The sequence below is a fragment of the Achromobacter xylosoxidans genome (assembly GCF_002192695.1).
Lineage (GTDB): Bacteria > Pseudomonadota > Gammaproteobacteria > Burkholderiales > Burkholderiaceae_B > Achromobacter > Achromobacter xylosoxidans_C.
On record NZ_MTLG01000086.1, the window covers coordinates 83,350 to 95,927 of the forward strand.

The 12,578-nt window shown below is 64.8% G+C and carries 11 protein-coding genes; 1 reads left to right on the forward strand and 10 read right to left on the reverse strand.

The features are described 5' to 3' along the window. Positions 1-50 precede the first annotated feature (50 nt). Positions 51-2,969, forward strand: coding sequence for an autotransporter family protein (locus tag BRO63_RS21915; protein ID WP_256943376.1), 2,919 nt, complete (start codon positions 51-53; stop codon positions 2,967-2,969). 64 nt (positions 2,970-3,033) lie between these two features. On the opposite strand, the gene BRO63_RS21920 is transcribed toward BRO63_RS21915, so the two are convergent. The 10 genes from BRO63_RS21920 to BRO63_RS21965 are packed head-to-tail and all read right to left on the reverse strand — an operon-like array spanning position 3,034 to position 12,542. Further along, entirely contained in the window at positions 3,034-3,447 is a 414-nt protein-coding gene (locus BRO63_RS21920) for a hypothetical protein (protein ID WP_143219496.1), read from the reverse strand. Further along, positions 3,447-5,060, reverse strand: coding sequence for a GMC family oxidoreductase (locus BRO63_RS21925; protein ID WP_088141829.1), 1,614 nt, complete (start codon positions 5,058-5,060; stop codon positions 3,447-3,449). Before BRO63_RS21925 ends, BRO63_RS21920 begins: the two co-directional genes overlap by 1 nt. After that, positions 5,057-6,553 carry an aldehyde dehydrogenase family protein gene (locus BRO63_RS21930; protein WP_088141830.1) on the reverse strand — a complete coding sequence of 499 codons (1,497 nt, stop codon included), beginning with the start codon at positions 6,551-6,553 and terminating at the stop codon, positions 5,057-5,059. Before BRO63_RS21930 ends, BRO63_RS21925 begins: the two co-directional genes overlap by 4 nt. A gap of 9 nt (positions 6,554-6,562) precedes the next feature. Continuing rightward, complete coding sequence (locus tag BRO63_RS21935) at positions 6,563-7,576, reverse strand: ABC transporter substrate-binding protein (protein ID WP_088141831.1); 1,014 nt, start codon at positions 7,574-7,576, stop codon at positions 6,563-6,565. Positions 7,577-7,599: 23 nt separating this feature from the next. After that, the gene (locus BRO63_RS21940) at positions 7,600-8,424 is read right to left on the reverse strand and encodes an ABC transporter permease (protein ID WP_256943377.1); all 825 of its coding nucleotides are present in this window, start codon (positions 8,422-8,424) and stop codon (positions 7,600-7,602) included. Beyond that, entirely contained in the window at positions 8,421-9,224 is an 804-nt protein-coding gene (locus tag BRO63_RS21945; protein ID WP_256943378.1) for an ABC transporter ATP-binding protein, read from the reverse strand. The genes BRO63_RS21940 and BRO63_RS21945 overlap by 4 nt, the downstream gene beginning before the upstream one ends. 20 nt (positions 9,225-9,244) lie before the next feature. Then, the gene (locus tag BRO63_RS21950; RefSeq protein WP_088141834.1) at positions 9,245-9,847 is read right to left on the reverse strand and encodes a glutathione S-transferase family protein; all 603 of its coding nucleotides are present in this window, start codon (positions 9,845-9,847) and stop codon (positions 9,245-9,247) included. 40 nt (positions 9,848-9,887) lie between these two features. Then, positions 9,888-10,265, reverse strand: coding sequence for a RidA family protein (locus BRO63_RS21955; RefSeq protein WP_088141835.1), 378 nt, complete (start codon positions 10,263-10,265; stop codon positions 9,888-9,890). Between the two features lies 1 nt (position 10,266). Beyond that, positions 10,267-11,403, reverse strand: a complete 1,137-nt coding sequence (locus BRO63_RS21960; RefSeq protein ID WP_088141836.1) for an LVIVD repeat-containing protein — start codon at positions 11,401-11,403, stop codon at positions 10,267-10,269. Positions 11,404-11,414: 11 nt separating this feature from the next. After that, positions 11,415-12,542: a cupin domain-containing protein gene (locus BRO63_RS21965; protein WP_088141837.1), complete on the reverse strand. Its 1,128-nt coding sequence runs from the start codon at positions 12,540-12,542 to the stop codon at positions 11,415-11,417. Between the last annotated feature and the right edge of the window lie 36 nt (positions 12,543-12,578).

Here is a 12,578-nt window from a genome sequence, read left to right on the forward strand (position 1 = left end):
GCTGCATGCCGTACCGATGAGGGACTACGTCCACTCAGTAAGGATTTTTCGTGAACACCGCGAATGGCTTGTGCAAGGGTTGGTGGAAACCGGCTGTCTTCGTCCTTTATGCGGCGAACTTCGCCATTCCCGCAAATGCCCAATCGGTCTCCGGCTCTGGCCAGGTTCTGCCCGGCCCGGTCCAGACGCCGAATTGGACTGTCGGTGGCGATCTGACCGTCGGTGATTCCCTGCCCGGGACTTTGGTCATCAACGCTGGCGGCTCCGTGATCAATGACTGGGCGTACATAGGGAGCGGCAATGGCTCCGTTGGCGCCCTGACGGTGTCCGGCCGTGACGCCAGCGGCACTGCGTCCAGCTGGACCAGCCTCGGCCCGGTGCTGATCGGAGCCGATTCGGGCAGCAGCGGCACGCTTTCGATCCTGGACGCAGGCGTGGCGCATAGCGACTCGGCCAGAATCGGCGTCGACAATGGCAGCGTCGGGAACGTTCTCGTTTCCGGGGCGGGGTCAACCTGGAATATCAACACCATCGGCGCGTTCGAGATCGGCACGGGCGGCAAGGGCACGCTGCAGATCGACAACGGCGTCGTGCACAGCGGTCAGGCGATCATCGGCTGGGACGTCGGCGGCGAGGGGGACGTCACGGTATCGGGCCCGCAGGCGGTCTGGGACCCGCTGAACAATATATACGTGGGTTTTGAAGGAACCGGCGACTTGCGCGTCCTGGATGGCGCCAGCGTCAGCACCGTCGGATCGACCGGGCCTGGCGCCGCGGCAGCGGTTTACATCGGGAAGAGCGCGGGCAGCGTCGGTACGGTGACCGTATCGAGCGCGACGGCCGATATTTCGACGCTCTCCGCAAGCGACCGCATCGAAATCGGTTCGGATGGCTCGGGCACGCTGACGATAACCAAGGGCGGGGTTGCGGTCGCCGCCCGCAACACGTGGCTTGCCCCTGCCGGCACCTCCACCGGCACGCTGAACCTGACCGGCGATGCCAGCGGCCGCGGCGTGCTGGAGACCGGCTCGGTCATCAAGGGCGCGGGCGACGCCACCTTCAACCTGGACGGCGGCATCCTGCGGGCCAATCGTGACGAAGGTAATTTCCTGAACGGCTTCGACACGCAGGCCATCGGCAGCGGCGGCGCCTGGTTCGATACGAACGGCCGCGACGTGGGCGTGTCCACCGCGTTCTCGGGGGCGTCGCTTTTCAACAAACTGGGCGCAGGCACGCTGACCTTGGCGGGCAACAGCGCGGCGTTCACGGGAAAAACCGAGATTCAGGCCGGAACGCTGCGGGTGGACGGCACCCTGGGCGGTCCGGTGGACGTGCTTGCGGGAGCGCGATTGAGCGGTACGGGACGCGTGGGCGCGACGGTCAATCGCGGCACGATCGCGCCGGGTCCGCGCAGCGGCTTCGGCTCCCTCACGATTGCCGGCAACTATGCGGCGCAGGGCGGCAACCTGGAAATCCGCACGCAGCTTGGCGCCGACGACTCGCCGACGGACAAGCTGGTGATCACCGGCGACAGCGCTGGCACGACGCCGGTCACGGTGAAGAACATGGGGGGCGCTGGCGCGCAGACCCAGCGGGGGATACAAGTCGTGCAGGTCCATGGCCTGTCGGCGGGAAAATTCGATCTGGCTAACGGCGACTACGTCATCGGGGGGCGTCCGGCTTTGGTGGCCGGCGCCTATGGCTATGTGCTGCAACAGGATCCGGCCGACGGCGGCTGGTATTTGCGGTCGTCCTTGACCAATCCAGGCACGACTCCAACCGACCCAGGCACCACTCCGACGGATCCCGGCACGACTCCAACCGACCCTGGCACCACTCCGACCGATCCTGGCACGACTCCGACGAATCCAGGCACGACTCCGACGAATCCTGGCACGACTCCAACCGATCCAGGCACCACGCCGACCGATCCAGGCACGACTCCGACGAATCCGGGCACGGCTCCGACCGATCCAGGCGCTCCCTCGCCCGGCGGGGGTTCGCCGGGCGCCGAACCGCCCTTGCTCTATCAACCCGGCGTGCCGGTCTATGAAGCCTATGCCAGTACGCTGCTACACCTGAGCCAGCTGCCCACCCTGCGCCAGCGGGTTGGCAATCGCCTCTATGATCCGGCGGACGCCGGCCGCAATGGCGTATGGAGCCGCGTGGAGGGCGCGACGGGCCGGCTCGATCCCGCGGCCTCCACCACGGGCGTGCGGCAGGATATCGATAGCTGGAAGGCGCAATTCGGGGTGGACCGTGTCCTGGCCGGTGCGGAAGAAGGTTCCCGCCTGGTGGGCGGCCTGGCCTTTCAGTACGGCAAGGCAGATACGCGCGTGTCGTCGGTGTATGGCAACGGCAAGATCGACACCACCTCCTATGGCCTGACGCCCACACTGACCTGGTATGGCAAGAATGGCCTCTACATCGATGCCCAGGCTCAGGCGACCTGGTTCGACAGCGACCTCAATTCACGGCTGGCAGGCAAACTGAAGGGGGGCCAGAAGGCCCAGAGCTATGGGCTCGGTATCGAGGCGGGCAAGGCTTTCGGGGTGGCGGAGGGGTTCGCCCTGATCCCGCAGGCGCAGCTGACATACGTATCGACCCGCTTCGACCGCTTCAACGACAGATTCGGCGCGCGCGTTGAAAGCGACAAGGGCGACAGCCTGCTGGGCCGTCTTGGTGTTGCGCTGGATTACAAGAGCAATTGGCAAACGGCCGGCGTGAAGCGTGAGTCCAGCGTCTATGGCGTCGTCAACGTGAAACATGAGTTCCTGGACGGAACGCGTGTACGCGTGGCCGGCACGCAGGTCGCCAGTCGCATGGCTCGAACCTGGGGCAGCGTGGGGGCGGGCGTGAACTACGGCTGGGGGGAGCGCTATGCGATCTACGGGCAGGTCGACGCCGACGCGGATTTCTCCGGCAGCTACGTCGTCACCGCTACTGCGGGGTTCAGGATGACTTTCTAAGGTGGATGATGGCGCCGGCAGAACCTCCTTCTGCCGGCGCCACGCCTGTCACGGGGATACGCGGTCAACAGCAATCGCAAAGCAAGACATCGTTGACTACGTTGCGCGGCCGCGACCCCATGCGGCCGAATCCAAAAGCCGCCATCACGTCGTGACAGATCTCCATCGCTTCCCGCTCGTCTTCAGCGCCGGCGACCCGCGGCCAGGTCACCAGCACGCGCTTGGCTTTCATCTGTTCCACGAACTGAGGCGGCACCGCATCGCTGCCCACCACGGTCACTGACTGAATCCGAGCCGGCAGCCCCATTTGCAGCGACGCCAGGTTTGCACCACCGACGATCAGCGCGGCCGTGTCGGGGGGAAGCTCGTCGGCGCGGTTGCAATACTCGACGGAAAAGAAGTCGTCCAGCCGCTGGTGGGCGGTGTGCGCCAGCGGCAGCAGGCTGACACAGCGATGACGCTGCAATGAAAGTCGCATCAGCGCGCCTCCTCAAGTATCCAGTCCGAGGCGCGTTCAGCCAGCATGAGCACGGGTGCGTTGATGTTGCCCGAGGTCAGGTCCGGGATGACCGAAGCATCGACGATGCGCAGGCCTGGAACGCCGATGCAGCGCATACGGCTGTCGACGACTGCCATCGGGTCGCTTTCGCCTCCCATTCTGCAAGTGCCGCCGGGGTGGTGAACCGTGATGGCAGTCTTGCGGACGAATGCGTCGATCGCCGCGTCATCGACTACGCCGCCGCCCGGCGCCAGCTCGATGGCGACGTAATCGCCAAGCGCAGGCTGGTCCAGCAAGGTCCGCGCGATACGCACCGAATCGCGTACCCTGATCCGGTCTGCGTCGCTCGCCAGAAAGTTCTGGTTGATCCGGGGCGGTGCCAACGGGTCCGCGCTGGCGACGGTGATCTTGCCGCGGCTATGGGGGTGCAGCAGCACCGTTCGGACGGCAAACCCGTCGGCGAAAGGCTTGCGCACCGGATTGAACCAGGGATGGGCGTTGAAAGGCGCCGCAGTCAGGAGAAATTGCAGGTCCGGCGTATCCGCGCCGTCTGGCTGCACAAATCCCACTATGCCGCCTGGAACGTCGCCGGCAAAACCCTCGCCGCCGAGATAGGCGCGCGCCATGGAGACGCCGATGCGGTCCAGGCGCATGCCGCGCACGAACGGACCCGGCTCACGGCGGCGCGCGGTGACGATGACAGAGATATGGTCCTGCAGGTTTTCACCCACTCCGGCGCGCTCCAGCCTGACGCGTATACCGGCATCGCGCAAAGTCTGAGCGGGGCCGATCCCCGAGTGCATCAGGATCGCGGGCGTGTTGATGGCCCCTGCGGCAAGAATCACCTCATGGCGAGCCCTGACGGCCGTGGTGCGGCCCTGTCTGGCAAAGCGCAAGCCGACCGCGCGGCTGCCGTCGAAGTCCATGCCGAGGACATGCGCCAGCGTGACCACGGTCAGGTTGGGGCGCCGCAATGCGGGGCGCAAATACGCGGTGGCGGCACTGCATCGGCGTCCGCGCCGGATCGACATCTGCAGGCGCGAGAAGCCGCCTGCTGGCGAGGCGTTGTAATCGTCGAGCCAGGGGTGCCCGGCCTGGCGGGCGGCCGTGGAAAAGGCGTCGAGCAGCGGATCCTGGTAGCGGCAGCGCTGCACCCGCAGGGGGCCGCCAGCGCCACGGTCACTCGTGTGTCCGTCCTCCCAGTCCTCCAGGCGGCGGAAATAGGGCAGGACTTCCTCGAAACGCCACTCGGGCAGATCGTAACGCCGCGCCCAGCGCGCGTAATCCTTGGGATGTCCGCGCACGAACGCCATCGCATTGGTCGACGAACTTCCGCCCACAACCTTGCCGCGCGCGCATTCGATGGCCCGGCCATCGGCGTGCGGCGCAGGCTCGGCGTCGTAACCCCAGTCATGCAGGCGTTGCTGCAGGATCTTGCCCCATCCCAAGGGAATGTGGATGAGCGGGTCTCGGTCCCAGGGGCCCGCTTCGATGACCAGCACTGTGACTGCCGGGTCCTTGCTCAAACGATTGGCCAGCACGCAGCCCGCGGAGCCCGCGCCGACGATGATGTAGTCGTATTCCGCCTTCATGTCGGGCTCACTGGCCTGAAATTGATGTGGACATTCTTTTCCCGGGTAAACGAGATCATCTCGCCGATGCACTCGTCGCGGCCGATCCCTGACTGCTTGACCCCGCCATACGGCGCGCCAAGAAAGTGCTTGCCGACTTCGTTGATCCAGATGAATCCCGCATCGATTTCGCGCGCGAGCCGGTGGGCGCGCGCCAGGTCCGCCGTCCAGATCGCGGCGGTCAGACCGACGTCCAGGCTGTGCACTGCTGAAAGCATCTCTTGCTCGTCATCCCACGGAATGAGGGCAAGCACGGGACCGAAGAACTCCTCGGTGGCCAATGGCGAGGCGGCGGCCACATCTGCAAAGACGGTCGGTTCCAGATAGAAGCCCCCTGCGGGGACGCCGTCTCGGGGGATTCCGCCGCCCGCGATCAGGCGGGCGCCTTGCGCTACGGCGGCATCGATCGCCTGCTTGACGCGGTCGCGGTGTTCGCGGCTGATCATTGCGCCCATGGTGGTGGCCGGGTCGGTGGGGTCTCCCGGCACGAACGCGGCGCAAGCCAGTGCCACCTTGGCGCAGACTTCGTCATAGATGGACCGGTGCACGAAGGCCCGGCTGGTGGACCCGCAGGACTGTCCGCACCACGTGAAGTTCATGCCGTCGACGATCGCGCGCGCCGCCAACGCGGGGTCGACATCCGGGCAGGCGATAAACGGGTTCTTGCCGCCCAGTTCCAGCGCCACCGGCTTGAGTCGCGCCGCCGCGGCCTGCATGACCCTGCGCCCGGTGGGAATGCTGCCCACCAGGCCGATCATGTCGACGTCGGGACTGGCGGCCAGCGCGGCCCCGGCGTCGGCGCCGCCCGGGATCAGCGAAAACACGCCAGGAGGCAAGAGATTTCCGATCAGCTCCGCGCAACGCAGGGCAGACAGGGGCGCCTGCACCGGCGGCTTGATGATCACTGCATTGCCCGCCGCCAGCGGGGCGGCCAGCTTGCCCATGGCGAACAGCAGCGGATGGTTGTACGCAACGATGCGCGCCACGACGCCGACGGGCTCCCGCTCGGTGTAGTCCAGCGCGTCGTGTCCCATCGGGATGGTGTCGCCCTTGAGTTCCGTTACGAGGCCTGCGAAGAAATCCAGCAGCGCCGCGGCAACCATGACGTCGGAACCCATCTCAGATACCGGATTGCCGCAGTCCAACGCGTCCAGGAGCGCGAGCTCCCTTGCGTTGTCCCGCAAGCGCTGAGCCATTTTGCGCAACGTGGCGGCCCGGGCCAGCGGAGCCGTGCGGCGCCATGCGCGGGCTCCGGCTCGCGCCGCCCTGGCCGCGCGCGCCACGTCTTCGGCGCCCGCATCGGCCACGGCCATCAGCCGTTCGCCCGTTCCTGGCGCCGTGATGTCGGTCCAGCGTTCGCTGACGGGAGCGTGCCAGCCGCCGTCATAGTAGAGGCCATTGTTGGCGGGCAGCTGGACATCGCCCGAGGCGGTCTTATGAGTTTTTCCTGCCATGATCTCGCCTCACTGCTTCAGAGCTTGCGCTTTTTCGAGGAAGCGCGTGTCGAAGCCCTGGGTGTCGTCGAAGGAAGGCGACAGCGCGCCTTGCTCCTTGAAGAGCATCGCGGATGAGCGCCACAGGGCCGGATCGATCCAGCCGATGCCATGCGTCCGGGTGTGCTCGCTGAAGAACGTGAAGTCCAGATCCGCGCGCAGCTGCGCCACCAGCATTTCTTTCTTGCCCTTGTACTCGGGGTTGTTCTTGATCAGCGTGTCGGCGGCCGCCTCCGGGTCCTGGATCACGTCGGCGAAGGCCTTGGCATAGGCCGTCACGAACCTCTGGACGAGATCCGGGCGTTGAGCAATATTCTTGTCCGACGTGAATACGCCCGATCCGTAGCTCCGGATGCCCAGGTCCTCGCCGTGCAGGATGGACAGGGAACCCGGCCCTCCAGCCTTGTGTTCGAGCTCGGGAACCTCGGCGTCGATGTAGCCCGGCACCACGTTCACCCGGTTCAGCAGCAACAGGTTTTCGTAGGGCGGCGATACCGTCGACTGCTTGATGTCCGCCAGCGCCAGGCCGTTCTTGGCCAGTGCGGCCTTCAGGAAGATGTAGGTCGAACCGCTGGGGTGCACGCCAATGTTGGCGTCCTTCAGCTGCTTGGCGTTCCGCAGATCGAAGTTCTTCTTCAGCGAAATGATCGCCAGCGGCGTTTTCTGGTTTACCGCCAGCAGCGCCGAATTGGCCACTCCTTGCGACCTTCCGACCATCAGGGTCGGCAGATCGGAAAAGCCGAAGTCGGCGTTGCCGTTAGCCACCAGCCGCAAAGCGTCGGTGGAGCCTGTTCCCTTGCGGATCGCCGTCACATCGATGCCTTGGTCCGCGAAGTAGCCTTTCTCCTTAGCGACGAAGAAGGGCGCGTGATTGCCGCGCACGACCCAGTCCAGTTGCACGCTGACTGCGTCCTTTGCGTGGACGGCGCCGCTGAACAGTGCCAGCACTCCGAAGAGCGCGCTGAATCTCCAACTCGATCTCATGTTTTTCCCCTTGTTGATTCGATTTACTGAGTGGCCCAACCCAAAAACCTGTGTTCGATCAATTCGATGACGTAGTAGAAAAAGACGCCGAGCACCGAAATCTGGACCAGGGCGGCAAACACCAACGCTGTTTCCATCTGGCTGGATGCGAACTGGATCATGTAGCCCAGTCCGGCCGAAGCGCCCACGAACTCGCCCACGATCGCCCCGATGACGCTCAGAGTGATGGCCACCTTCATCCCCGCCATCAGGGCGGGAAGCGACGCGGGGATCTTCACCTGGCGCAGTATCTGGTTCGGCGTTGCGCCGATGGACCTGAGCAGCGCGACCAGGTTGGCATCCGCCGACCGCAGGCCGACCAGCATGTTGAGCGTGACCGGGAAGAAGGCCATGATCACGATCAGGGCGATCTTCGGTAGCAGGTCGTACCCGAACCACAGAATCAGCAGCGGCGCCAGGGCGATCTTCGGCACGTTCTGGAACAGCACGATGAGCGGGTAGCTTGCACGGCCGAACCAGGCGTAGCGGTCGACCAGCAGCGCAATCGCTATGCCCACCAGGCACGAGTACAGGAAGCCATACAGGATCTCCGCGCCCGTGACGAGCGAGGCCTGGAAGAGCTCTGCCTGCCGTTCCAACAGGACGGCCGCGATGTCCGTCGGCGCGGGCACGACAAACGCGGGCACTTGCAGAACGCGGACACAGGCCTCCCAGGCCGCCAGGACGATCAGCACGAGCACGATGCTGGGCATGGCCGAGCCGAGCGCGTGGCGGATTTTTCCCGGCAACCGGGGAACGGCTGGGACCTGCGGCTGTGTCTTGGCTTTCATGGTGCTACCCGCCGTCATGATGCGCTCCCCTGGGCGTGGCCCGTCTTGAGCAGCTGGCGAAGCTGATAGGACTTCTCATGGAATTCGGGCTTGGCGAACGTGGCCTCGCTGCGCGGGCCCGGCAGCGCGACCGGCAGGCAGTCGACGATGCGAGCGGGATTGGTGGCCATGACATAGACCCGATCCGAGAGGTAAACGGCCTCGTCGATGGAATGGGTGACGAAGACGATGGTCTTGCCGGTGCGCTCCCAGATGTCCAGCAGGAAGTCGCTCATGGTTTCGCGGGTGATGGCGTCCAATGCGCCGAACGGCTCATCCATCATCAATACCTCGGGATCCAGGGCCAAGGCCCGCGCGATGGAAACCCGCTGGCGCATGCCGCCAGACAGCTGCTTGGGATAGCGGTCGGCCGCATACTCCAGCCCGACGAGCCGCAGCATTTCGCGGCCGCGCTGGAGAATTTCCTGCCTGGGCCGGGCATGCACCAGGTGCATCAGCGAGCAGACGTTCTCGAGCGCCGTGCGCCAGGGCATGAGCGCGGCTTCCTGGAAGACCATGCCCACGCGGCGCTGGCGCACCGCTTCCGTGGGCGGGACACCGGCCACGCGGACGTCGCCGCCGGTGGGCGGCACCAATCCGGCAAAGACCTTCAACAGGGTGCTCTTGCCGCAGCCGGACGGGCCGATGATGGAGGTGAAGGATCCCTTCGCGATGTCCACGTCAATGTCGTTGAGCACCCGCACGCGTCCGGCGCGGGTGTCGAAGTCGACAGTCAGTCCGCGCGCGCGGATCTGGGAGTCGTCTGGCGGTTTGTGCATGCCGGTCTCCATGGCCGACCTCAACCGGCCGCGACGGCCGTGGCAAAGGCCGGCCTGTCCTCGACCCGTTTCATCCATGCCTTCAGGTTGGGCAATTCGGGTTTGGCGTGCGGGAACTTCAGGCAGCGCCGGACCAGCGGAGCCAGGCAGATATCGGCCAGGGAAATCTTGTCGCCCGCCACCCAGGTCTTGCCTGCGAGGTGGCCATCGAGCAGGGATAGCTCCGCGCCCAGCAGTTTCGTCGCAGCCTCGGTCAGCTCTTCGGGAGGCAGCTTGGCTTCCTTGAAACCCGCCAGGTATGCGACGTTCAGCGATGCCAGGGTCCAGTCCATCCAGCGCTCGACCTGGCTGCGGGCCGCCGGGTTGGCGGGATACAGGGTTTCGCCCTCGTGCGTGTTGGCGATGTAGCGCAGGATCGTGTGCGATTCCCAGATATGGAGGTCGCCGTCGCGCAGCGTCGGCACCTTCTGCGTGGGGTTGATGGCCTTGTATTCCCCGGTGAGCGTCGTTCCTTCGAACGTCTTGCCGTAGTCCTTGCGCAGGTACGGGACCTTCAGCTCCTCGAGCAGGAACAGCACTTTCTGAACATTGCCGGACGTGGCGCGGCCGAGAACTTCCAACATGATGCAACTCCCTTGAAATGTATTCGTTGTCTGATCGAGGTCAAAGCGGCTTGTAGGCCATGCATTCGATCTCTATCTTGGTGTCGATGACGGCGCGCGCTTCCACCGTGGTACGCGCCAGCATGCCGTCGGGGAAGTACTCCTTGAAGACGCCGTTGTAGCGGCCGAAGTCGCGCGCATCTTCCAGGTAGGTCGTGACCTTGACGACGTCCGCAAGGTCGCAGTCGGCGCTCTGCAAGGCGCGGCGCATCGCTTCGATGGTGCTGCGCGTCAGCTGTTCGATGGTCCCTTCCTGCATCACGCCGTTCTCATCCTTGGCGACCTGGCCGGACACGAAGACGAAGTCGCCCGCGCGCACGGCCGGATGGAAGGGAAGGTTGGGATTCTTCTTGCCGAAGGCTTGTTGTAGATATGCCATTTCAGTTTCCGTAGACGGAGCTTTCGATGATGTCCAGCCCGCGCTGCCTGTCCAGCAGATAGAGCAGGCCGCGCGAGTCGGTCGTAACGTCGTTCGACGAGACCCGCTCGAACCCGGCGGGCGTATCCGGCTCGTAATAGCCGACCTCCCTGGGCCTGAAGGGATCGCTGATGTCGACCAGCCGCAAGCCGCGGGCGAACCAGGCAAAGGGCAGGACGCTGCCCGTGAAGCGTTCGGCGGGCTGGTGACAGCCCGACATGGGCTCCTTGGGCGTGCCGTCGGGATCGACGCCATCGACCTGGAACGTCGAGACGGGAATGGGCTGGCGTTCATCGGTGATGTCGAACAGCCAGGTGAAGGCCGGCGCAGACGGGCGCAGCTTGGCGACGTCTTCATCGGCGACGACCAGGATCTGCCGGCCTTTCAGCAACATGGGAATTGGCAGGGCCGTGTGTGTCGGGTGGGGATGCGCCGGACCCGTGTTGAATTGGGATACCAGCTTGGGGCGCGACAGGTCCTCGATGTCCAGGATAAACATGCCGTGGTGCCAATAGGACACGTACAGCCTGTTCCCCATGCGCAGCGGGTGATGGCAGCGCGGCGGAACATAGTTGTCCCACGGATAGTCTTCGCCGGCCTGCATGTTCTGGCCGGGAATCCACCAGCTTCCCACTTCTTCGGGACGCGACGGTTCCTGCAGGTCCAGGATCTTCACGATATTGCCGATGAAGCCGGGAGCCGTAGGCGAAATGTAGGCATAGCGGCCGTCGAAGTCGTAGCGATGCACGCCTCCGCCCTCCGTTCCCGTCTTCCAGTGCTTGATGAGGCGGGGGCGGTCCGGACGGCTGACGTCGTAGATGCCCAAGCCGCCGCCAAAATCGTCCGCGCCGGCGCGGAACTTCTCGTAGTTGACGATCATCAGGCCGTCCTGGGCGCGCACCTTGTGCGAATGCCATCCCATCGGCACCTCGAGCGAGGCCAGCAGCCGGGGCCGCCGCGGATCTGCCACGTCATAGATGGAGGTGCCATAGGGCGGCCGCATATGGGACACGAACATCGTGTTCCCATCCACCCAGACCTGCCCGCCGCCCTCGCAGTCCACATGGGCGACCAACGAGGTATTCCAAGCTTTAGCCAAGACGGGTCTCCTCAGACCAACTCAATGAGGTCGCCCTGCGCGGTGCGGCCCCACTGATGGAAAAGCCCCATTGCGCGCAGCGCCGGCTCGTCGCTGGCGATGAAGAGGATCAATGGTTCGGTGTGGTCGTTGCGGTACTGGACCCAGGTGTCGCTGGGCACGGCCACGGTATCGAAGGGCTCGAGCGGGAAGCTCTCGTCGCCAATCGTCATCGCGCCTTGTCCGGAAAACGGAGCGACCAGGAGATTGGCCGTCTGTTTCAGCGGCAGGGTCTGTTCTCCGGGGCGGACCATTTGCATGAAGAAGGTCATCGTCCGGTACACCGGGCCGCCCCGCAACGGATGCGTATATTCAATGAGCAAGCCTTCGTGCGGAGATTCGTCCCAGTCCCGGAAGCGGTAGAGCAGCTCGCGCATGGCGTCGTAGCGATACACGAACATGGGCGACGAGTCGCCGCCGCCGCGCCGATGGTCGACAAAGCGGGGCGTCAGGCCTCCCACGCCATAGACCGTGCGCGAATACTCGGTCTGGAAGCGGGCGCTCTGCTTGCGCACGACTTCGCCGTTCTCCTGGTAGTCGTGCTTGAAGCTCAGCGCGTTGAGGTTTTCGACCAGCGGATAGTCAAGCACCGACAGGTTGATGGCGGGCTCGTTGCCGAGATTGCCATGGTTGTGCCAGGTGTCGCGCGGCGTGAGCACCATGTCGCCAGGCAGGAAAGTGATGTCTTCACCCTCTACGCCAGTAAAGTTCTGCCGGCCTGTCAGTCCAAAGCGGATGGCGCTCGCGGTGTGCGAGTGCGGCGGCATGATCTCGTTGGGATCGTTCTGACGGTACGCGGTGTAGAGGGTCGACACTGTCGCGCGGCGTGGGGCCAGGCCCGGATTGACCAGGATCAGTGAGCGCCGGTCGGTGTTTTCGGTCGAGATCAGCCGCGCCGATTCGGCAAGCAGGGGCTGGATGTCCTCTTTGTACGACCAGCGGAAGGGCAGGGCCTTGGGGCCGCTGACGAGCTGTTTGATGTCGTCGTGCGCCTCGTTCTCGCGCGCCCAGAACGGAAACATGGATCTCCGCTCGATCTGCTCATACATGGCCAACAAATCCGCTTCGCGAGTGCCGCTGACGGGACGGGTTCCGTGCATACATGTTCCCCTTGAAAGTTATTGATTAACCACATG